Here is a 21,885-nt window from a genome sequence, read left to right as displayed (position 1 = left end):
GGAGCAGTTGCCACTTGGTCACCAGACTGAAGGGCTGGCACTGTCGGTGCTACCGAAGAAGTAGCGCTTCCGTCATACTCCTTGCTGTCAGTGTTGGCGGTTACCGTGAGGGCTCTTGCCGTAATCGCACCGGTGTTGTTGGCTGCGTAGCTGATGCTGTAGTTATTGCCGTCGTTGCCGTCGTTGATCACAAGACCTGTTGCTGTCAACACTTTGGCTGTCCCTACATGCTTGTTGTCGAAGGACTGCGTTGGAGCAGTTGCCACTTGGTCACCAGACTGAAGGGCTGGCACTGTCGGTGCTACCGAAGAAGTAGCGCTTCCGTCATACTCCTTGCTGTCAGTGTTGGCGGTTACCGTGAGGGCTCTTGCCGAGATGTCAGCTGTTGTAGTGACTATTGAGGCCAGGTTGTAGTTGCTAGCATCAGTACCAGCAAAAGCAGCACCAGTTAAAGTCACAGTCTTACCATTTCCAACATTTTTATCACTGAAACTAGCTGTACCACCTACAAGACTAACATTATCTTCAGCTACAACACCATTTAGATTGCGTGTAAGAACTGTGGCTTCTGTATTGCCATCATACTCTTTATTGTCAGCTGTAAATGAACCTGTGATACCTTTTTGTGTAATTGTTGCAGAAACTGGTGCCTGTATAGTTAATGTATAGTTTCCGGCCTGAGCACCACTTAAGCTCAAACCACTAAAAGTTACTGTACTGGCTGTTGCTACATTCTTGCTATTATAAGTGCCAATGGCTGTTCCAGAAATAGACACTGCATCATTTGTAAATGGCTTACCATCTGTTGCTGTACCTGAGCCAGGCGCTATAGCATTTTGTAAGGCTGGTGTTCCATTTACAGTTGCTACTGTCGTTCCGTCATAAGGCTTGCTCGATGGCACACTAAGTCCGCTCATAGTTAGAGGCTTTGCTGTAATGCTACCTATGGCTGTTACTGGTACCAAGGAGTAGTTTGATGCTTTACCACCATTAGTACCATCAGAAAGGGTATAAGAAATGGTTGCTGTCTTATCACTTCCAACATTAGCATTTGAGTATTGGCCAGAGGCACTGATATTAAGTGTTTCGTTACCAACTAAACCGGTTATAGTACCGAGTGTAACGGGACCAGTTGATGTTGTTGCATCGTAGGTTTTAGATGAAACAGAGCTATCAACAGATAAAGGTTTTCGAATAATGGTGAAAACATTGGTAGAAGTGGCCAGAGTAACACTGTAATTTGGGCTAGCAGATAGGGTACCGATGTTAAAATCATATTCTCCAACGTCTGCACCAGCAACGCGCCCTAAAGAACCTGAAAAACTGTTACCAGAGATCAAAGTCTCACTTGGAGTGTAAGTAAATGTTGGATCACTATCTCCATATATTTTGTTTTGACCAGCGTTCGGAGTAACAGTAATAGGTTTGGGATTTACTGTCAAAGTAGCACTTCCATCACTTGTAGCTGTAGGATTACATGCCCCAGTTACAACAACTCTATATTTTCTGCCGCTCATGGCAAAAGTAGGCTTAGTCAGCGTCAATGTTGCGGTTGACGCTCCTGAGTAAAATCCTCCATTACTTATATTTGACCAGCTTATTGGTGAACCTGAGCCTTCTTGCCATTGATAGTTCAACGTACCAGTTCCGGTAGCGGAAACACTGAAAAAAGCATTTTCTCCATAGGTTACAGTTTCGGAAACTGGTTGAGTTGATATAGATGGTGGTGTACATACTTTAACATATTTTCCAGTGAAAGTTTTAGCAGAATTGTTAGGCATTGTATACCTTACATTAGAACCAGGAATATTTACACCATTTACAATTATAGTTGCGTTAGTAGAAGTCAAATCTGAGCCAGCTACATTTATTAACGTACTTCTATATGTTTCTCCATTCAAGATAATGTCTGGATAGAATACATCTAGCACCTGATTATTATTTGCAACAAAAGTTGTAGGAGTATTGGGTGGAGTGAAGCTTGCCGTTGATGTGAATTCACCAGCTGGATCGTTAATACCACTTCCTAAGCGGTAATAAACTTTCAAGGAAGTCCCTGAAGGCAAATTACTAGCGTCAACAGTTATATTTGCATCCGTAAAATAAGTCCTGGCCTCAACCCCACTATGCTTACCTTTTACAATCACCTCAAAAGCAACACCCAAATGCCTATCCTCTATCGGATACTCAATCCGCCAACTACCATCGGCGTTAACTTGAGTATCATGGTAATCATGCTGATGATCACCATGGTAGGCAGGTGTCTCTTCAAAGTGTATGTCCACTAAGTTATCCTGCGTCCAGCCATAACCGGTGATGATAGCGACCTCCCCCGGTGCGTAATCATCTTTGTCGGACATAACGGTTGGTTGATAGGTGTCGAAGGCGCGGACGCCCAGGAACGACAGTGAGGCTAAAAGGGCTGCAATATAGAGCAGCCGGAATTTAGCCATGTTCTTTAGTAAAAGTTTAACATGCATAAATGTTGGGTTGAATGTTAGAATTAGAGTTTAAATAAATGCTGAAAAGCCTGTAACAACCACAGATAAGCCAAAGTATCAGCATCTTAAACTGGCACCCTGACTTGCAAGTGATTAAGTGGTAAAAGCACAAATATTAAGGGAAAAGTATAGCTCTCACTAAAAACGTGAGCTGCGATACTAATTATCGGAGGACTTTTGAGGCCTACCTAAATGCTAAAAGTTTAAAATAGTGCTATTCATATATTCAGTGGGACTAACTTTGAGTGCTACTAAAATATAGTATGACGATTTCAAGAGTTATACACCACTATTTTAAAAATAGTTACACCATTAACATTTATTTTATACAATTATTTATAGGTATTTAACCATTCTATTAAATAATAGCTATTGTTATGTATGTAACAATTGAAGAAGACTGCAGGCTATTGTAACAAATCTTCATTATTTTTACATGTTAAGGGTAAGTGCCTCTATTAGTGGCATAATTTTTTCAGGTAAATTTTTACCATAAAAAACTTTTCTCGTTCATGACAAGCCTTTTGAAGTATAGCATAGTAGCATTGCTCTTTTTTATAGTCGCTTTTTCAGCTGAAGCTCAACTTAAGTTGCCACAGGCAAGTCCGGATGCCTATGTAAAGCAGACGATCGGCTTAACCGAAATTTCGGTTAGTTACCATGCACCTAGTGTGAGAGGCAGAAAGGTATTTGGCGCTTTGGTGCCTTATGGTACTATGTGGCGTGCCGGTGCCAACGAGGCAACGCTTATCTCTTTTTCTGACGAGGTGTTTCTGAATAATGAACGTGTGCCTGCTGGTACGTATTCTTTTTTCCTGCTTCCTAAAAGCGACTCTACCTGGAACGTGATCCTGAACAGAGATACCACACTATGGGGCCTTGAGGGGTACAGTGAACTGAATGATGTGGCTTATTTGGATGTAAAGCCTGCTAAATCACCTTTTCAGGAGACCATGCAGTTTCAGTTCTCAGATATTAGCTCGAACAAGGGCAAATTAAACCTAAGCTGGGAAAACATCACCGTTACGCTAAACATTGAAACGGAAGTGGAAAAAAAGGCGCTTGCCAATATTAATCAGGCATTGGCTAAAGCCGAACCTGATGACTGGTATATTTGGGCACAATGCGCTGAGTTTATGCTGCCACGCCGTGAACACCATCAAAAGGCCCTTGAATGGATCAATAAGTCCATTGCTATAAAAGATAACTTCTTTAACAATTGGATTAAAGCCAAGCTGTACGCACTTAACAAAGAATATGAGATGGCAACCAGCTTAACAGCTAAAGCAATTAAGTTAGGCACAGAAGAACCTGATTCTTATAAAACCTACGCCAAAGAAATAGAATCTGCCTTTAACAGCTGGAAGAAGATAAAGTAAGTACCTCATATTGCGATTCACTCACTCCCGGCTCCTACTAGGAGTAAAGCCGTTTCATTCTAATAAAATCTATACTTTGGCTGTAAGTAGCCTTACTCTTGACCTGTTTTTAGGCTCTCCGAGCCAGTTGATGATGCCTGTCCCGAGCGCAGACTCGGGAGGACTCAACATTACATGTTAGTCACGAATCTGGAGATTCGCGCCAGAAAATAGTAGAATGAAATGGCTATGATTCTGGAAGAGGTAATGATAGCTCTTATCGTTTTTAAAAAGTGGCTACAAACCTTAAATTAAGTCGGCGGCCGGTTAGGAAATTTGGTACAGCATAGGTAAGTCCGTTCACATCCTGCACATAAGTATAAGATATCCTGTTGTTGGCATCGATCAGGTTAAGAACCTCTAGGCCAACCCAAAGGCTTTGCAGGGCTACTTTTTTTCGCTCTACCAGTTCACTTTCCAGCACGATCACTTTAGAAAAACCCAGATCCAGGCGCTTGTAGGATTTGCCATTGAAGGAGTTGCGGAACTCCGGCTGGCGTGGCGGGCCAAATGGTAAGCCGCTGCCGTACACCAGGTTCAGGTACATTCTGATGGTTGGATTGTCTGGTAGGTGGTCCTGGAAAAACACACCGATGTTAACCAGTTGGTCTGTTGGCCGGCGCAGGTAGCCTACTTCCCTTTTTCCGATTATCTCGCCGTTGTTCGCATACACAAAAGTAGAGTCGCCGGATACGTTTTCCTTTGTCTGCATCAGACCCAAGCTAAGCCAGGATTCTGCCCCCGAGATGAATTCGCCATTGATACGCATGTCCAGGCCAGTGGCATAAGCCTTGGCATTATTTCGGGCATAGTAACGCAAACGCACATTGTCAATATCATACGGTATCACATTGGTCATGTGCTTGTAGTAAGCTTCGGCGGTGAACTTAAAATCGCGGCCCCAGGCCTTAAACAGGTAATCAGAGCCTATTATGGCATGTACTGAGCGTTGGGCTTTAATATCTTCGTTCAGGTTACCCTCAAAATAACGAAGCTCGCGGTAAAACGGTGGCTGGTAGTATAAACCCACAGCCGCCTTAAACGACAGGTCAGGGTTTTGTCTGGTGATGAAGGAATACTGCACGCGTGGCGTAATAGTATACTCTCCGTTAAAGCCCCAATAGCTGGCCCTGATGCCATAGGTGATCGTTTTAAGCGAATCAAGGTCGTAAGTATGCTGCGCGTAGGCATTGTAGCGCATGCTGTTCAGGTTCAGGTCGGAATTCAGCAAATAAGTTTGCTTCACAAAATCTGCTGAATCCACAAAACCATACTCCGATAACTTGTCTTCAATATCCTCCAAACCTGCTTTAACACCGAACTGTACTATGCTTCGCTGGCTCAAACGCCAATTGTTCCTGGTTTCGGCAGTGGCGAATCGGGCAAGCAATGTGTTGCGCGAGTGGTCAAACTGACTGCCTACTCCCCTGGTACGCTCATCCTCGCCCAGGTTATTGGAGTTTACACTTACCTCGCTTAGCCTGTACCCTGCCTCCAGATCCCTGAACTCACGCTCTCTTGACTGCACGCCAGAAAGTATAAACTCACTACTGAAGTTATTGGAGAACCTGTGATTAAGGTTTAGGCCAGACTGGAAAGTGCGGTATTCCATCAGCTCCCGTCCATCAAAACCAACGTATAAGCGAAGCGGCGTCTGGCGGGTACCAAAGGTGGTTACCCGGTTTTCCGGGATGACCAAAAAGTTATTATGGGCATAGCTGGCAAGTATACCTAATGTAGTAGTTCCTTTTTCAGTGTCCTGTTTGCTGAGGTCATACGTTACATAAGCCTGGGCATCAGAGAAGTTTGGGCGATACGCGCCGTCAATTTGCAAACCTTGCAGCATGTATTGGCCGGTTTTATGCCGAACCCCAAGCAGATAGGTAACTTTTTTATTTTTAGAGGCAGACTCTACATGAACGGAACCGCCCGTTAGCCCACCAGTTACAGATGCGGCAAATTTCTGTGGAGTTTTATACTTTATACTTAGCACTGACGACAACTTGTCGCCATACTTGGGCTGCCAGCCCCCCGACGAGAATTCAATGTCCTGCACCAGGTCGGGATTTACAAAGCTTAACCCCTCCTGCTGCGCCGCAGAGATCAGGAAGGGACGGTAAATCTCGATGTTGTTAACGTAAACCAGGTTTTCATCGTAATTGCCGCCCCTGACCGAGTAAGTACTGGAAAGTTCGTTGTTGCTGGTTACGCCGGGCAGTGTTACCAGTATTTTGTTGAAGTCGCCGTAAGCCGATGGCAGGTTGCGGGTAAGCCGCGGATCGAGTTTAGTTACACTAACCTGTTCGCGGGTATCGTTGTTGTTTTTGCCCCGGATGTTCACCACGCCCAACTGCTGCGGATCAGGCTCCAGGTTAAACGTCAGGCTCTGGGTTTGATTGGCTGCCAGTTGCAAGGTGCGCTCCAGCTGTTTAAAGCCAACATAACTTACTACAAGTATAAACTGTCGACTGGCAGGCACCTCTAATTTAAAGGCTCCCTGTTCGTTGGTCTGGGTAGCTGTGGTAGTGCCCTTTATACTTACCGTGGCAAGCTCCAATGGCTCACCGGAAACACTCCTGACCTTGCCAGCAACATAAGCCTGCTGTGCTGAAACACCTAACGGCAAAAGCAATAGGATACACACCGACAGGTATTTCAGCATAAGCAGTTTAGTTTATTTATTTTGAGCTCTTCAAGTCAGCGATTGTCTGGATCGGATCTGCGGAGGAGAATACGAAGCTGCCTGCCACCAAAACATCAGACCCTTTCTCCAGCAACAGCGGTGCGTTCTGTTCATTCACGCCACCATCAATCTCGATCAAAGCACTGGAGTTTCGCTGTATGATCATGTTCTTAAGCGACTCGATCTTACGGTATGTGTTCTCGATGAACTTCTGCCCGCCAAAACCAGGGTTTACGGACATAAGGCAAACAAGGTCAAGGTCCTGGATCAGATCTTCCAATAAAGTTACGGAAGTATGCGGATTTACAGCTACACCGGCTTTGGCACCTGTTGCTTTAATTTGCTGTATTGTGCGGTGCAAGTGGTTGCAGGCCTCAATATGAACAGAAATAGTATCGGCTCCGGCGGCTCTGAATCGCTCAATGTAAAGCTCCGGCTCTACGATCATCAAATGCACATCCATGGGCTTTTGCGCATACTTCTTAATGGCTTCCATCACCGGAAAACCAAAAGAGATATTCGGCACAAAGCGTCCGTCCATGATATCGATGTGCAGCCAGTCAGCCTGGCTTTTATTAAGCATTTCCACTTCCGATTGCAGGTTGGCAAAGTCGGAGGCAAGTACAGAGGGGGCTATTATAGGTTTCATGCCTGCAAAGGTAACTTTTTTGGCTAAAGTATTTTTTTAAGGTATTATAGTTTAATAAATCGCACGGTGGTGGTATTGCTCCCGTTGGTAACGCGGCACACATACAGGCCCTTTTTCAAGGAAAGCGGCTCTATACTAAGCTTTTGCTCAACGACTGGTTGCTTAATTTGCTGCCTCAGTAGCATTTTGCCGGTGGCATCCCAAACCTGCACCTCAAGTGGCCGAACCAGCCAGTCCTGGCCAAGTATAAGTATAATGGGCTTATCTGTAACCGGATTGGTGACCAGCACCTTATTTTGTGCCGGTAATTTGCCCAGAGATGTAAGAGTCCGGTTATAGCTCGGAATTCCGAAGCCAGTACTATTATCCGGATTTGTGGCCTGGCTCCCACTCTGCTGTATAAGCTGGATCATTTCGTAATTGCTTTTGGATGGGTTAGCCTGCCAAAGGCTCGCTGCAAAACCAGCCACTATAGGTCCGGAGAAAGACGTACCGTTGGCCTTACCCAGCTTTCCGGACGCTGACAGCACATAAGCCAGCTTCCCCAGGGCCACCACATCCGGTTTAATTTGCCCATCCGCGCTTGGCCCAAATGAGCTAAAGCCTGCCTTCACTCCCAGCGAATCCACGGCCCCCACGGCAAGCACAGAGTCAGCATCAGCCGGCGAGGAAATATACCTCCAGCTACTGTTCCCTTCATTACCAGCGCTGGTTACTACCAGTATCCCGGTGGCAGCCGCTAGATCAGCGGCCCTGGCAACAATGGAAGTATTGCCATCCATCTGGTTATAAGTATAACTTCTGGAGGGGCTGTCAAAGATATTGTAACCCAGCGAGGAGTTGATCACATCGGCACCGGCACTGTCGGCATACTCTGCGGCCAGCAGCCAGTTAATTTCTTCTATGGTATGCTCAGTTGCGGCATCCTCAGTTCTTAGCAACAGGTAGTTTGATTCATATGCCGTACCGATGATCTTACCAGGCTCAAAAGCCGCCATTGTAGACAAAACTGAAGTGCCATGCGAGTGTGCCCCGTAAACATTCTCCTGCTTCAGCACAAAATCAAAGGTGCCTTTGATCTTATCGTTCTGGAACAAATGCGAGAAGGCCTCGATTGTATTTACCCCTGGAAAACCAGCATCCAGAACCGCAATGGTCATACCTGCACCTTTAAAGCCGGCTTCGTGTAAGGCTACCGTACCCAGCATGTTGGCCTGATGAAAGGAAAGGCCATAAGTAGCTTTTGAGTCAGAAGTACTCTCTTTTGAAAAACTGGAAACTGCGTTCTGAATAAGTCCAAGCGTGTTGTCTTCGGGAAGTATAAACTTGTTTAAGGTTGTGGAGTTTTTAACAAAAGGCAGTGTCTGCAGTTCAGCTAATTTGGCATCAGAGCACTCCACCACAGCGGCATTAAACCACCTGGAAGTATACCATACTTTAACGCCTTTGTCCTTTAGCCCTTGTACATAAGCAGGATTAACTGGTAGGTCGCGTTCCTTTAGGCTTATACTTTGCCGTTGCCTGCGATCCAGCGCCTTCTGGGAAAGGAACTGCAACGGTTGCTGCAAAGAGTATGGGGAGCCGTTTTTGTCGGTAAAATATATAAGCCTTTTCTGCTCTGGTACGTTTGCCTGCGCATTGGCTGTATTTACAGACACAATTAACAGCAGGGTTATGTAGAGCAGTATCTGGCGCATGGTTTATCTGCTTCCGTACTTGATCAGGGTTTCGTGGCGCTCGTGGCCGCTTTGCTTATAATTTTCAACCTGACTACATCCGGTATCATTGCATAATACTACTCTATTAAAAAGGCGATATACCCTGCCGATACCTTTCGCATAAACTTCCTTACGATCATCGAGCAATAGAGGGGTTAAAAGAGGTTTACCTTGTATTACTGTAACCGTATTTGGATAAGTAGTACCCATGACAGTAAAAGGCTCTCCAAGGGACGAGAAAGTATAATGCTCCTTGCGCAGGAAAGGATCAGTTTCTAAGTTATTGATTATCCTGCTGTTCAAGGCATCACCTAACCATACTTTCCCCTCCTCTACCGGGAACACCATTTTTACATACTTTGTGTTGTCTTTTGTAAGCACTACATACTTATCAGACTTGGTAACCGTCATGACAGAGTCTTCTACCCATTCAGGTTGGTTATAGCGCTTTATGGACCGGACGATCTTATAATTCAGCGTGTTGGTCTGGTCAACAAAAGTAGTATCTACTACTTCACGCATTTCAAAGCTGTCTTTGGTAGCAACGTTATTCTGATACTTGATGTCAACGACCTTATATATCTTAAAATCACCTTTATTGATCGGGTAGTAATCAAGACCAAGTTTTTCAGGATCATGTTCCAGATAGGTCGTTTCGCAGCCTGTAATAGCTACGGTTAATAACAAGAAACAGAATAACAGTGCTTTTCTCATACGTTGCTATTGCAGCACATTAAGTTTGAAATCCAGGTTATACTCTTTATCCAGATTATAGTTTGTTTCGATCCAGCCACCGCCAACAACATCATCGCCTTCGTAGAATACAGCTGCCTGACCAGGGGCAATGGCATGCACACCGCGCAGGAAGTGTACTTTCATTTTATCTCCCTCCTGCTCAATAATGGCCTCCGTACCCGGGTCGTTGTAACGCACCTTCGTGATCGTGGTCAATGGTTTGTCGATCAGGTTCTCATACTTGCCCATCGTCAGTTTACCCACAGTCATCGCGTTTTTGGCTAGCTCATCAAAATTACCCAGCACCACGCGGTTGGCTTCTTTATCAATGCGTGTAACATAAGCCGGGAAACCCAGTGCAACGCCAAGCCCTTTGCGCTGACCAATCGTATAAAACGGATAGCCTTCGTGGGTACCAACAACAGTGCCATCCTCAAGCACAAACTCACCGCCTGCTACCTGCTCTTCCAGGCCCTCAACACGACGCTTTAAGAAACCACGGTAATCATTATCCGGAATAAAGCATATCTCATACGACTCCGGCTTGTTCACCAACTCAGTAAAGCCACGATCAAGCGCCATCTGGCGTATCTCGGTCTTGTGCAGTTTGCCCAGCGGGAAAATAGTGCGGCTCAGGCTCTGCTGCGAAATACCCCACAAAGCATACGACTGATCTTTGTTCTCGTCCAACCCTTTAGAAATCACATAGCGTCCATTCTCTTCACGAATATTGGCGTAGTGACCCGTCGCGATAAAATCGCAACCCAGTTGGTCTGCGCGGCGCAGCAAAGCATCCCATTTAATATGCGTATTACACAGCACACATGGGTTTGGCGTGCGTCCGGCTAGGTATTCATCCGTGAAATGGTTGATTACATAGTCACCAAACTCATCACGTATATCAATAATATAATGCGGGAAACCAAGGTTAACGGCAATGTTACGGGCATCGTTTATAGAATCGAGGCTGCAGCAGCCAGTTTCTTTCTTGCTACTGCCACTGGAGGCATAATCCCAGGTTTTCATGGTCATGCCTATTACTTCGTACCCCTGCTCATGTAACATTACTGCCGCCACCGAGCTATCTATACCGCCGCTCATGGCTACCAGCACCCTTCCTTTTGTACTCATTTATATTGGATAAACTAAAACACGATTCTTTATTAATTTTTCACAAATATAGCAACAACAACAGAGTAATAAAGATTCAGGTGCTCAAATATTGTAGCTACAAATAAGAAAAAGCCGCATAAAGCGTTAGCAGAGGTATAAAAAATATGCAAAAAAGGTAGCATTATTTTATTTTAGAAGCTTACTTTGAAACACAAAATAAAATCAGTTTACCCAAGTATAAAATTATAGTACAATGGCCCTACGCACCTCAGTAATCGTAAACGGAATTAACAATTTAAGCGATGCACGCTATTGTGCAGGCATGGGCGTTGACATGATCGGCTTTAATCTTAAGCTGGATGACCCGCAGCGTGTGCAGCCGGAAACGTTGAAAGAGATTGCCGGATGGGTATCCGGAGTACAATTAGTTGGTGAGTTTGAACGCGCTAAGCCTGAGATCATCAATGAAATGGCCGAGGAGTTTAACCTGAGCTACATACAGTTAGATACCCCCTACCTGATCGATGAGATCGAAGAGATCAACCGCCCTGTTATTCAGAAGATATTTATCAATAAGGACACAGTTGACAGCGAGCTGCTGGAAATGATGGAGCTTTACAATTCGGTTGTAGACTCATTCATCATCTACTCTGACGACTTTAGCTCTGTGGACGAAACCAACACCAAATTCCTGAAGCAACTGGCCAAGCAGTTCAAAGTTTACATCGGTTTCGGCCTGGATAAAAACAACATCAACGAAACGCTACAACAGATCAAACCGTCTGGTATCGGTTTGCAAGGCGGCCACGAAATCAAGCCTGGCCTAAAAGACTTTGATGAGCTGCAGGAGATCTTCGAAGAAATTGAAGAAGCTTAATGGTTGACTTGTTGAATTGTTGATTGATAAAACGATTTAATAAAACGGCCTGCTGATTTATACTTCAGCAGGCCGTTTTGTTTATGTAGAACGAGTTTTTAAACAGGAGGTGTAATAAAGCTACTTTTTTCATTTCTAAATTTTAGACGCTCGCAGGACCTTCGGACGCTGCGAGGTCTGTATAACCTCTCTACCTCCCAAACTCTTAAACTCTCTAACTCACTCTGTACTGTAAGTATTTGATCGGAATGCCGTCTGCCAGGTAACGCTTCTCATAGGTAGTATAAATCCCCATGGTGTGCTCCTGAAGGTCAGAATTGTATAGGTCTGAAGTATAGAGCAGGTCTTTTGCCTTGCGTTCCTGGAGCACCTCTAAAGTATACTCGTACAAGCCAAGGTTATCCGTTTTGAGATGAACAATACCTCCAGGCTTCACAATGCGACTGTACATATCCAGAAATTTAGGGGAAGTCAATCTGCGCTTGATGTCACGGTCACGGGGACGTGGGTCAGGGAACGTGATCCAGATCTCATCGATCTCATGCTCTCCAAAGTGCTCCTCGATGCGCTCAATGTATGTTCTCAGGAAGGCTACATTATGAAGCTCCTCCTCCACTGCCATGGTGCTGCCCTTCCAGATGCGTGCGCCTTTAATATCGGTGCCGATAAAGTTTTTCTCCGGATACAGCCTGGCCATACCAACGGTATATTCGCCACGGCCACAGCCAACCTCCAGCACGATAGGGTTATTGTTTTCGAAATGCAACTCGCGCCATTTGCCGGCAAGTTGTCCATAAAGCTCATCGCCTGGCTGCACCACGTTCTCACGTTCGGCCACCACAGCAAATTTTGCCAGTTTTGATCTTCCCATTACTTATAGTTCTTCAATCTCTGCAACCACAAAGGTACTACCTCCAATAAAAATAACCTCATCCGGGGCAGCATTTGCTTTCGCTGCATTTACAGCGGCTGTTACAGTAGTATATGTAGTGCCTTTTAAACCCACTTGTTTCGCTTGCTGATACAGATCCTCTACCGGTAAAGCTCTTGGTATAGCTGCCTGACAGAAGTAGTAAGTATAATCCTGAGGTAAAAGCTTGAGCACCTTAGTTATATCCTTATCATTTACCGCCCCGAAAACCATATGCACTTTTTTCGGGTGTAAAGCCTCCAGCTGCTGCACTATTTGTTTTATACCGTCCTCATTATGGCCTGTATCACAAATGGTTAAAGGCTTATCGTTTAATTTTTGCCAGCGGCCCTTAAGGCCTGTCAGCTGCTTGGCATGTGCCAAACCGGCAAGAAGTGCTTCCACAGAAATATCATAGCCTTTATCGCTAAGAAGTTCCAGTACCAACAATACACCCGGCAAGTTATACTTTTGGTATGCCCCTGTCAGGTCAAGTTCAACGCCTGCCAGGTAAAGTTGTTCCTCTCTGTATACCTGAAACACCTGCCGCTCAACGTCACCCTCAACAAACTCTACCCTATACTTGTCAGTAGCAAAGTATAACGGTGCCGTAACATGCTTGGCTTTTAAATTGAAAACAGTCTCGGCATCCTCCTGCTTTGTGCTGATAACTGCCGGAACACCTGATTTGATAATGCCAGCCTTCTCCGAAGCGATAGCCCCAATGGTATCTCCCAGCAAAGCCTGATGATCGTACCCGATATTGGTTATCAGGGATACTTCCGGTGTGATGATGTTTGTTGAATCCAGTCTGCCCCCCAGGCCTACCTCGATCACGGCTATATCTACCTGTTCATCGGCGAAGTATTTAAAGGCAAGCGCCACCGTCATCTCGAAAAACGAGGGCTGTATACTTTCAAATAATGGCTTATGCTGCTCTACAAAGTGCACCAGGTACTCCTGTGGCAGCTCCTCCCCGTTTACCTTAACCCTCTCTGTAAAGGACTTAAGGTGTGGTGAAGTATAAAGGCCGGTTCTGTAACCAGACTCCTGTAACACTGCCGCCAACATGTGCGAACTGCTGCCTTTGCCGTTAGTACCGGCTACATGTATACTTTTAAACTGATGCTGCGGCTGGCCAAGCGCATCGCAAAGCGCAATAATGTTGTCCAGGCTCTTCTTAAAAGCAGCATTGCCGATGCGTTGGTACATCGGCAATTGCTGGTATAGGTAATCAAGACATTCTTGATAGGTCATCAAAAGGTATTATCTGTTGGTTATGATATAAGTAATATAACCTGTGGCACCACTCGTTCCCGAACGATTTTCACCGGTTCGCACAAAAGTAGCATCGCGGTAAACTGCATCGCGGTAAATATTGGCAATTTGTGTAGAAACAGTTTTCTCAACTACTGTAGCACTCTCCACACTTCCATCCGGACTGATAACCACTTTAATGACTACTTTTCCGGTTTCGTTGGAAGAATCCTTTATACGAGGAATATCTCCCCATCCCCATCCGGCCATGTTAAGTGAGCCGCCTGCACCACCTCCGGCTTTACCGTAAAGCGCTTTGGCTTCCAGGGTACCTTTCGGATCACCTTTATCGCCTACTTTATTGGCATCATCGCCGTTGTTATTGCCAGTGGCATTGTCAGATGTTCCGCTTTTGCCAGTACCAGTACTGTTGGTTGGTTTACCAGGGTAAAGTGATTTCGGCTTTTCAGGCTCTTTTTTGACCACTTCCTCTTTCGGAGGCTGCTCTACCGGCTTCTTCACTTCTTCCTTCACCTGCTCTTTTTTAGGTTGAGGCTTCTCTACCTCTTTTGCCGTAACAGGGGCATCTGCCGTAGTGGTCACTACTTTAGGCGCTTCCACAGTTTTTACAGGCGGCGTAGGTGTTGGCGTCGGAGCCGGCTCAGGCAGTGGGTCTGGCTGTGTAGGCGCAGGCTTGCTGTCCTCAGTATTCTTCGATACGTTAGGCGTTGCCTGTGTCTGCACATCCCCGCTACCCACGGCATCAAGGCCAAAATTCAGCTCGATACCAAGTTCAGGTGCAGGCGGGTCAGGAGCACGCCAGGCAAACATATAGATCAGGAAAAGCAGAATAAGAACGTGCACCCCGATGCTGACACCGGCGGCAATACGCTTATTCTTTTCTTCCTCGTGTGTTGGGGCAAATGCCATAATTCTTTCTTACTCGCTTGGTACGGTTGCCAATGTTACGCTGGCATTTAAATTTTTGGCAATACCAGCCACTTTTACCAGGTGCTCTACCGGCACAGTCTTATCGACGTGCAGCACAACGGCACCCTGCTCTGATCCACCCTGCAATAACGCTGCCAGTTCAGATTCGATCTGCTCCAGCGCGATCGGCTTATCGTTCAAGTAATACTTTAAGTCCTCGGTTATCGTAACGCTTATCTTCTGCATCGTGATATCGGAAGCCTTGCTGCTTGGCAAGCTCACCGGTAAACCAGACGGTGTTACGAAATTTGAGGTAAGCATGAAAAATATCAGCAACAGGAAGATGATGTCCGTCATGGACGACATGCTGAACTCCGGGTTAATCCTGTTTTTAGATCGTAGGTTCATTCTTACAGTTGTGGTTCTTGTAACAGGTCAAGGAACTCGATAGAAGAATACTCCATAGAGTGCACAATGCTGTCAATTTTAGAAACTAGGTAGTTATACCCTACATAAGCCGGCAGACCAATGATAAGGCCGGTTGCCGTGGTTACCATTGCCTCGTAAATACCGCTAGAAAGCAGTTTAGGGCTAACAGAACCCTCTGCCTGCGCAATGGCGATAAAGGCACCGATCATACCTGTTACCGTACCCAGGAAGCCTAGCATCGGCGCGGCACCTGCAATAGTAGCCAACGCAGAAAGGTTCTTCTCCAAGCGGCTGATCTCGATCTTGCCCACGTTCTCAATAGAAGTCTCAATGTTCTTCAGGGGGCTGCCGATACGCGAAACGCCTTTCGATATCATTCTTGATACCGGAGTGTTGGCCTGTGCGCACAGCATTTTAGCACCGTTGATATCGCCGGCCAGAACCATACTTTTAATTCTGTCATTAAAACCTTCCGGGTTCTTGGCAGCCTTCTTAAGCGTCAGGTAACGCTCAAAAAAGATATACAACGCTGCCAGAGATAGAAGTGCTAATGGGTACATGGCCCAACCACCATTAACGGCCAGGTCAAATAGTGATACTGATGTCTCTGCTGCCTCAGCGCCTTCCACAAGGGCAGTAGTCGTATCAACTGTTGTAGTCGTGATTTGTAATAAGAGTGATGTCATTTTAATAATTAAATACCCAAATAGATTCTCCGAATGTACTTCTAAAATTTTCTAATGCTGCTTTTGCTTCTTCCTCTGTGCCGAAATCGGCGACAGACACACGATAAAGTCTGCTGCCACGGCCAGGCTCGATTATTTTGGCATTGTTGCCTTTAGCCTTGATCTCGTCGCGGCTGTTCTCGGCATTTACCATAGTAGAGTACCCACCCGCAATGATATAAAAACGTCCGGTTTTGCCATTAATTGTCGTCTGTGGTGCAATAGTTTCTACTTCAGCAACCTTAGCTTCAACATGCTTAACTTCTTCAGCCACTTCAACTTCTGTGTTAACAGCTAAACTATCACTTGCAGTAAAACCGTCCTCTGCAGCTACCTCCTCTTCTTCCTGCTCAGCAACTACCGGAGCACCTGCGCCTGGCAAGATAGCCATGTAGTGCTGCAGCCTTTCTTCTTCGGTAAACGGCACATAGTCGGCCGCATACTTATCAACTGAGGCCAAACTTCCGGTGTTAAAGCTTTGGTTGAAGAGCATTATCGGGTTCAGGCTGCTCAGGTTATAGTCTGCCTGCAACGACAGGAAGTATAAAGCCGAAGCGGTTAAGCCAAACAAGGCAAGTCCGGCGGCCACGTTATAAGCACGCTTCAGGCGTTTCTTAAACGGTTGCTTAACCTGAGCCTCTACTGGCTGTCTCTCCTTCTTGAGTGTACGCAACACCGCCGGCTCTTCAAACCGGATCGGTCTAACGGTTAACTCAGGCAGGCCAAAACTTGCTTCCAGCATATTATCCGACTCCACATACTCAAACTCCAGGCGGCGCTCTGCATTGTACCTGAACACGCCAACATCCTGAAGTATAAATCGGTTCTCCTGATGCAGGGTAGTTTTTGCCTTGCGCACAAAATCTGCCACCACCTGCTGTGCCTCCGCTTTCGAGATCTGGTTGTGGTAAGCAATGGTGCTGATAAGCAAGCCATCGTTCAGGATCAGCTTCTCGTTAAACGCAACCGTTTTGGACGGCGGCAGAAACGAGTGCTTAACCGGGTTAATACGAGCAGACACATAACGCGTGATCAGTCCGCCGAAATCGGGGATGATGACGCAGTCATGATCATAGAGCAATGACTTTATGTGCTTTTCAACCATAGGCTTTTAGAATGAGTAGGAAATACCTCCTATCAGGTTTATACTTTTGCTCGGGTAATTCACGAACCGCTCATACTTCTGGCCGAAAATATTATTGGCCATTACAAAAGTGGTGAAATTATTCGTGAATTTGTAGTCCGCCTTCAGGTTCAGGTCCACGATCGTGTCTGTCTCACGCAGCACCGTAGAGCCGTCTGGTCGGGTAATACGCCCAAATGAGCTACCAATATAATAAAGTTCTGAATTAAACAGAATCTTATCGTAGAAGTTGTAGGTGGCAAAAACACTGCTCATCAGCTCCGGACGGTGAAACGGTTGCTCCAGCTTGTTAGTGTTATACTTGTTATAATCAGCCTTTAAACCAATGCGCAACTCATCCGAATAGTTGAATGATCCCTCGACATAAAAATTTAAAACATTCGTAACACCATCGTCATAAACCAGGTCAAACTTGGTAGAGTCGGTTACAGAGTTGTTGTAGAAGTATAAATTACGGAAGTTCTGGTAAGCCACACGACCTGTCAGGTGCACGTAATTGGCGATATTTGCCTGGAAACCACCGTAAACCTCCAGCCCTTTGTTTATATCGGCAACCTGCACATTAGGAGCCAGCCATGGATTCTCCTGGGTAAGCCCATATAAAGTAACCCTTTCAAGATCACCACCTAAACCAGCGTATATCTGCAGGTTATCTTTTATAGGCTCCAGGGCAATACGGGCCATCGGATAGATATTGAACTTGCGGGCATCGTTTATAGTATCACCGGTATAGGCGATATTTGCACCCAAAGTAAGCTTAACCGCATTAAACTGACGTTGGTATGCCGGATGTACCTTCACAAAGTTCCTGGTTACACTAAAGGCGTCATCCTTGTGGGTAAGGAATGAAAGATCAGCATCCACTTTAAAGGCTGATACATCATCAATTCCATACTCGCTGCGCATTCCCACAGCCACGTTCACCTCCGACATATCATAGTAATCGTTCAGGTAAGTCGCTTTCAGGTTGGCGTTGTACAGAAAAGGTGCTCCGGAGGTTTGATTATGCAATGTACCCTCTGCCAGTACCCTGTTAAGTATCTGCTGTATGTTATCTTTCTCAACAACCGGCTCGATGTTTGGCGCATAGCCATAAAAATGATACTTGTCGCGGCCATAGTTAAGCCTGCCACCAAGTGTAAGGCCTTTCATGTAACGTTCGCCGTGCACCCCGATGCTACTGTTGGCAACCGCTGAGTTCCCCTTGTCTACCGGTCCTCTGGCAGAGCTGATGTGGCTGATCTCCGCACCGTAATCCGTGTCTTTGCTGCGCTTATTGTGGAAATACCCTTTTAAATAGAGCGAGCCGTAGTTGCCTAAGCCAGCCTTAAGGTAATTGCCGTAAAGCTTGGTCAGCTCGTCTTGCTTAATGGTAAGCACTTTCATCTGCAGGCTAATGTCCTGAGATGGCAGGCGGTAATCATTGAAGCGGTAGCGCACGTTACGGTCGCCGGTTTCCGGTGGCGGTATTCTGAACTTCTCGAAGTTACGGGCTGCCTGCGGAAGCTCGATCACACGGTTTTTTTCTACAACCACTTCTGCGTCTTCCAGCTTGGCGCCCTCACCCCAGCCTTGTGCCTGGGTCTGGTTCAGGTAACTATAACCAACGCTTAAAACAATGGCCAGAGAGGCTATTCTTAATTTATTTTTCATGGTGATGATACTGTTCTGGATGATCTGCTAAAACGATCCTACTTCTTTTTGTTATTTGTGTCGGAGGGTTTCTGCTGACTTTTACCTTCCAACTGGGCCAGCTTCTGCTTCGCCTCCTCTACAATTTCCGGGTTAGGTGCATTCTCTATGATAGAGTTAAGTGTTGAGGTAGCCTGGAATATCTCGTTCTGCGCAGCATAGTTATCTGCGATCAGGATAAAGGTTTTACCCAGCCAATAATCGTAGTTAGAGAACTTATTGTTGAACTCGAATGCAAGATCCAGCGACTCCTTATACTTCTTCTGCTTGAAAAGTATCTCGGAAGCCAGGTAGTGTGCCTCTGCCCCATTAATATCGGATGCCTCTTTGGCTGTTTCGCGGAGCTGGGTAAAAGCCTGGTCCAGGTTGCCCTGCGCATAAGTGGCTTTAGCCCTGAAAAGCAATGCTGAGTTATAGGCATTCAGCGATGCATTGCCCTGACTGATCAACTCATTTGCCACACGTGTTGTGCCTGCATAGTCGTTGATGTTGAAATAGCTTTTCATCAGTCCCATCAAGGCAGTCTGCTGTTCTTTGCGGTTAGCGGCCAGGTCGCGCAGGCGGCTGTAGTATTTAATGGCCTCCTGGTAGTTCTTGGCATCAAACTCGAGGTCAGCCACACGCTGTATACCGCGGTTCACATACTCCGACTTGTTTTCTGTGATCACCTCTTTCATGCGCTGTAGTCCTTGCTGCATACGGTTCATGCGCAGGTAAGAGTCCGCCAGGAAATAACGAGCATCCGGTGCAAAAGAGCTCTTCTGGTAAGACACCAGGAACTTCTCGAATTTAGGGATCGCCTGCTCGTAGTTTTGGGCAAAGTATAAGTTCTTGGCAGCGTTAAACTCTATACTTTCCAGGGCGTCGCTTTCCGGATTGGCTGATTTATACTTGTCCAGGTATGTATCAAACTCGCTGGTACGGTTTTCTGCTCCCAGCACCTCCTGTAAGCTATACAGGGCACCGCTTGCCACTTTAGAGTTAGGGTACTCATTAAGCACGCGCTGCTGATCGGCAATGGCCTGATTGTTCTGGCCAAGGTTAGCATAGGCAATACCACGCTTCTGCAGGGCATTAGGCACCAGCCTACTGTTCGGCATGTTGTTGATGAGCGTACTGAAGCCCTTCACGGCCGCCTGGTAGTTACCTGCCTCAAAGTCGATCAGGGCACGCTGGTATTGCGCTGCATCGGCATAACGCGACTGCGGGAACTTCCTGATCACTTCTTCCAAAGCTTCAGCTGCCCTGTCGTTACGACCAGTAATACTGTTGATTACACCTTTCTGAAACAAGGCATAATCGCGGTCCGGAGAACTAGAAGAAAGCACGCGTTCATATAGCTTCAGGGCCTCGTTATAGTTCTTGTTTACATAGTAGGTATCCGCTAAACGTAGGGTAGCATCGTTGTAGTTCGGGTTGCTTGGCTTGGTAGCATCCAGGTAAGCCTTGAAGTGAGTCATGGCCTTGTCATACTGCTTGGTATTATAGTATGCGTAACCAATACCGTAGCGCGACTTGGTATAATAATCCTCCTTGGCATTTTGAGTGGTACGGAAAACAGCGCCATAGCTGTTGATCGCGTCCTCGTAGCGCCCTCCGATAGAGAACGCCTCGCCTTTCACAAAGTGGCTGGCAGCTGTTACATCCTTGTCGTAAGGGTACTGCAACGATTTATCCAGCATGGCAACAGCTTGCGGAAACTTCGCATCATTGAAAAGGTTTACCGCATGGTGGTATGTTACACGCTGATACGTCTGAAGGATGCGCCAGCTTTTCTTCTCCAGGCTTTCGATATGGCGAATCGCATCGGCGTAGTTGTTAGAGCCAAAGTATGATTCGCTCAGTAGTTTATCAGCCTCTTCCCCCTGGTCGGAATTAGGGAAATCTTTATTAAAATCTGCCAGGGCATTGATCACCTCCCTGAAGTTGCCCAGCTCATAGTTAACCTGCGCATACTTTAAGGTAGCAGCCTCGGTAATATCCTTGTCCTGGTCATTCTTTCTGGCTTGATCAAAGGCAGTTAAAGCAAACTGCTTGTTGTTCTCCTTTAAGTAACTTAATCCAAGGTAATAGGCAGCATTTTGGCCAAGTGCATCCTTCTTAAGGGCTATTGCCTTAAAATTGTTGATGGCGTCTTTATAGTTGTTGTTCTTGTAGTCTGTAAGGGCGATCTTATACTGCACCACAGGGTCAAGCGACTTTTTGCCTGCAGCATACTGGTCGAAGTATTTATCGGCCGTCTTATAGTCTGCCTTCTGGTAATAGGCATCACCAACTAAAAGCGCAATCTCATCGGCTTGCTGTACAGTCGGCTTTTTAGCCAGAGCCGCCTCGCCGTAGCGGATCACCTCATAGATGTCGTTCTCCTTGTAAAGGATTTCCGTGATCATGTAAGGCACAATGTTAGCATAAGCCTCATTCTTCTCCGCAATCTTCAGGTCAGCCTTGGCAGCGGCATAGTCGCCTTTACGGTAAGCGATGTAACCGGCATAGTAATTAGAAGCATAGGCAAAGCGGTGCTCCTCTTCTCTAAAACCGTTCGTTTTGTTCTTATCAAACCAGATTTTCGCGTTGTCGAAATCTTTGTTGGCGAAGTATGAATAGCCCAGCTTAAACTCCAGTTCCTTTGTCTGCTTAGAGCTTAACAGGTGTAGAGGAGCCAGTTGCAGCAACTCGGCTGCACGCTTGTAGTTCTTTTGCTCAAAGTAGTACAGACCTAGCTCATAATTGGCAAGAGCAGTCTTAGGGTGAGTCGGGAATGTTTTTACGAAGTTTAGTATCAACTGCTCCGCGTCCGGGTGCAGCAAGTATAAACCGCTTAATGCATAATAATACTGTGCATCCGCTGTTTTAGCGTTGTCACCGATCAATTTGATATACTTCTGGAAGGCCTCCTGCGCAGCGCCATACTTGGCACGGTCAAAAAGCTCTATCCCCTCATGATAGTAGCGTTCATCGGAAGTGAAGGCTTGAGTATGCTGCGCAACCACTACGTGCGAGCCGCCGGCCAGCACCGATGCAAGCGCAACTTTGTAAGCTAATTTCATATGTTTTCTATTACCCATCGGGATAATCATTTAATAATCTTGGAAGTATAAAAAGAT

General features: G+C 46.1%; 16 protein-coding genes. 2 read left to right on the top strand and 14 right to left on the bottom strand.

Annotated elements, in window-relative coordinates; all coding sequences use genetic code 11:
- Positions 1 to 2,360, bottom strand: a 2,360-nt coding sequence (locus AC4BAP_RS10330; protein WP_490582565.1) for a YDG domain-containing protein, incomplete at its 3' end; no start/stop codon positions are given.
- Positions 2,361 to 3,013: 653 nt separating this feature from the next.
- On the opposite strand from AC4BAP_RS10330, the gene AC4BAP_RS10325 reads away from it, so the two are divergent.
- The gene (locus AC4BAP_RS10325) at positions 3,014 to 3,880 is read left to right on the top strand and encodes a DUF2911 domain-containing protein (RefSeq protein WP_490582564.1); all 867 of its coding nucleotides are present in this window, start codon (positions 3,014 to 3,016) and stop codon (positions 3,878 to 3,880) included.
- 265 nt (positions 3,881 to 4,145) lie between these two features.
- Here AC4BAP_RS10325 and AC4BAP_RS10320 read toward each other — a convergent pair whose 3' ends face one another.
- From AC4BAP_RS10320 to mnmA, 5 genes are read right to left on the bottom strand one after another with little or no spacing between them, the layout of a single operon-like run.
- Entirely contained in the window at positions 4,146 to 6,581 is a 2,436-nt protein-coding gene (locus AC4BAP_RS10320; RefSeq protein WP_490582563.1) for a TonB-dependent receptor, read from the bottom strand.
- A gap of 16 nt (positions 6,582 to 6,597) precedes the next feature.
- Complete coding sequence (gene rpe / locus AC4BAP_RS10315) at positions 6,598 to 7,251, bottom strand: ribulose-phosphate 3-epimerase (protein WP_490582562.1); 654 nt, start codon at positions 7,249 to 7,251, stop codon at positions 6,598 to 6,600.
- Positions 7,252 to 7,295: 44 nt separating this feature from the next.
- Entirely contained in the window at positions 7,296 to 8,948 is a 1,653-nt protein-coding gene (locus AC4BAP_RS10310; RefSeq protein ID WP_490582561.1) for a S8 family serine peptidase, read from the bottom strand.
- Between the two features lie 3 nt (positions 8,949 to 8,951).
- Positions 8,952 to 9,683 carry a hypothetical protein gene (locus tag AC4BAP_RS10305; protein ID WP_490582560.1) on the bottom strand — a complete coding sequence of 244 codons (732 nt, stop codon included), beginning with the start codon at positions 9,681 to 9,683 and terminating at the stop codon, positions 8,952 to 8,954.
- Between the two features lie 6 nt (positions 9,684 to 9,689).
- The gene (gene mnmA / locus AC4BAP_RS10300; protein ID WP_490582559.1) at positions 9,690 to 10,835 is read right to left on the bottom strand and encodes a tRNA 2-thiouridine(34) synthase MnmA; all 1,146 of its coding nucleotides are present in this window, start codon (positions 10,833 to 10,835) and stop codon (positions 9,690 to 9,692) included.
- 235 nt (positions 10,836 to 11,070) lie between these two features.
- Here mnmA and trpF point away from each other — a divergent pair, with 235 nt between their 5' ends.
- Positions 11,071 to 11,694, top strand: a complete 624-nt coding sequence (gene trpF, locus AC4BAP_RS10295; protein WP_490582558.1) for a phosphoribosylanthranilate isomerase — start codon at positions 11,071 to 11,073, stop codon at positions 11,692 to 11,694.
- 214 nt (positions 11,695 to 11,908) lie between these two features.
- Here trpF and trmB read toward each other — a convergent pair whose 3' ends face one another.
- The 8 genes from trmB to AC4BAP_RS10255 are packed head-to-tail and all read right to left on the bottom strand — an operon-like array spanning position 11,909 to position 21,828.
- The gene (gene trmB, locus AC4BAP_RS10290; RefSeq protein WP_490582557.1) at positions 11,909 to 12,565 is read right to left on the bottom strand and encodes a tRNA (guanosine(46)-N7)-methyltransferase TrmB; all 657 of its coding nucleotides are present in this window, start codon (positions 12,563 to 12,565) and stop codon (positions 11,909 to 11,911) included.
- A 3-nt stretch (positions 12,566 to 12,568) separates the two neighbouring features.
- The gene (locus AC4BAP_RS10285; RefSeq protein WP_490582556.1) at positions 12,569 to 13,861 is read right to left on the bottom strand and encodes a bifunctional folylpolyglutamate synthase/dihydrofolate synthase; all 1,293 of its coding nucleotides are present in this window, start codon (positions 13,859 to 13,861) and stop codon (positions 12,569 to 12,571) included.
- Positions 13,862 to 13,870: 9 nt separating this feature from the next.
- Complete coding sequence (tolA, locus tag AC4BAP_RS10280) at positions 13,871 to 14,791, bottom strand: cell envelope integrity protein TolA (protein ID WP_490582555.1); 921 nt, start codon at positions 14,789 to 14,791, stop codon at positions 13,871 to 13,873.
- Between the two features lie 9 nt (positions 14,792 to 14,800).
- Entirely contained in the window at positions 14,801 to 15,199 is a 399-nt protein-coding gene (locus AC4BAP_RS10275; RefSeq protein ID WP_490582554.1) for an ExbD/TolR family protein, read from the bottom strand.
- A 2-nt stretch (positions 15,200 to 15,201) separates the two neighbouring features.
- Positions 15,202 to 15,906 (bottom strand): MotA/TolQ/ExbB proton channel family protein, encoded by a 705-nt coding sequence (locus tag AC4BAP_RS10270; protein WP_490582553.1) that lies wholly within the window; start codon positions 15,904 to 15,906, stop codon positions 15,202 to 15,204.
- Position 15,907: 1 nt separating this feature from the next.
- On the bottom strand, positions 15,908 to 17,050 hold the full coding sequence (locus AC4BAP_RS10265; protein ID WP_490582552.1) for an HU domain-containing protein: 1,143 nt from the start codon (positions 17,048 to 17,050) through the stop codon (positions 15,908 to 15,910).
- Between the two features lie 6 nt (positions 17,051 to 17,056).
- Positions 17,057 to 18,742: a TonB-dependent receptor gene (locus AC4BAP_RS10260; protein WP_490582551.1), complete on the bottom strand. Its 1,686-nt coding sequence runs from the start codon at positions 18,740 to 18,742 to the stop codon at positions 17,057 to 17,059.
- A 38-nt stretch (positions 18,743 to 18,780) separates the two neighbouring features.
- A complete protein-coding gene (locus AC4BAP_RS10255; RefSeq protein WP_490582550.1) occupies positions 18,781 to 21,828 on the bottom strand; it encodes a tetratricopeptide repeat protein in 3,048 nt (1,015 codons plus the stop codon).
- Positions 21,829 to 21,885: the final 57 nt, after the last annotated feature.

The organism is Pontibacter sp. GD7 (genome assembly GCF_058216375.1).
This window is presented reverse-complemented; position numbering and strand designations above follow the sequence as displayed.

Coding starts and splice junctions, on each gene's coding strand:
- AC4BAP_RS10325 (WP_490582564.1), top strand. CDS start 3,014: ATGACAAGCCTTTTGAAGTATAGCATAGTAGCATTGCTCTTTTTTATA.
- AC4BAP_RS10320 (WP_490582563.1), bottom strand. CDS start 6,581: ATGCTGAAATACCTGTCGGTGTGTATCCTATTGCTTTTGCCGTTAGGT.
- rpe (WP_490582562.1), bottom strand. CDS start 7,251: ATGAAACCTATAATAGCCCCCTCTGTACTTGCCTCCGACTTTGCCAAC.
- AC4BAP_RS10310 (WP_490582561.1), bottom strand. CDS start 8,948: ATGCGCCAGATACTGCTCTACATAACCCTGCTGTTAATTGTGTCTGTA.
- AC4BAP_RS10305 (WP_490582560.1), bottom strand. CDS start 9,683: ATGAGAAAAGCACTGTTATTCTGTTTCTTGTTATTAACCGTAGCTATT.
- mnmA (WP_490582559.1), bottom strand. CDS start 10,835: ATGAGTACAAAAGGAAGGGTGCTGGTAGCCATGAGCGGCGGTATAGAT.
- trpF (WP_490582558.1), top strand. CDS start 11,071: ATGGCCCTACGCACCTCAGTAATCGTAAACGGAATTAACAATTTAAGC.
- trmB (WP_490582557.1), bottom strand. CDS start 12,565: ATGGGAAGATCAAAACTGGCAAAATTTGCTGTGGTGGCCGAACGTGAG.
- AC4BAP_RS10285 (WP_490582556.1), bottom strand. CDS start 13,861: ATGACCTATCAAGAATGTCTTGATTACCTATACCAGCAATTGCCGATG.
- tolA (WP_490582555.1), bottom strand. CDS start 14,791: ATGGCATTTGCCCCAACACACGAGGAAGAAAAGAATAAGCGTATTGCC.
- AC4BAP_RS10275 (WP_490582554.1), bottom strand. CDS start 15,199: ATGAACCTACGATCTAAAAACAGGATTAACCCGGAGTTCAGCATGTCG.
- AC4BAP_RS10270 (WP_490582553.1), bottom strand. CDS start 15,906: ATGACATCACTCTTATTACAAATCACGACTACAACAGTTGATACGACT.
- AC4BAP_RS10265 (WP_490582552.1), bottom strand. CDS start 17,050: ATGGTTGAAAAGCACATAAAGTCATTGCTCTATGATCATGACTGCGTC.
- AC4BAP_RS10260 (WP_490582551.1), bottom strand. CDS start 18,742: ATGAAAAATAAATTAAGAATAGCCTCTCTGGCCATTGTTTTAAGCGTT.
- AC4BAP_RS10255 (WP_490582550.1), bottom strand. CDS start 21,828: ATGAAATTAGCTTACAAAGTTGCGCTTGCATCGGTGCTGGCCGGCGGC.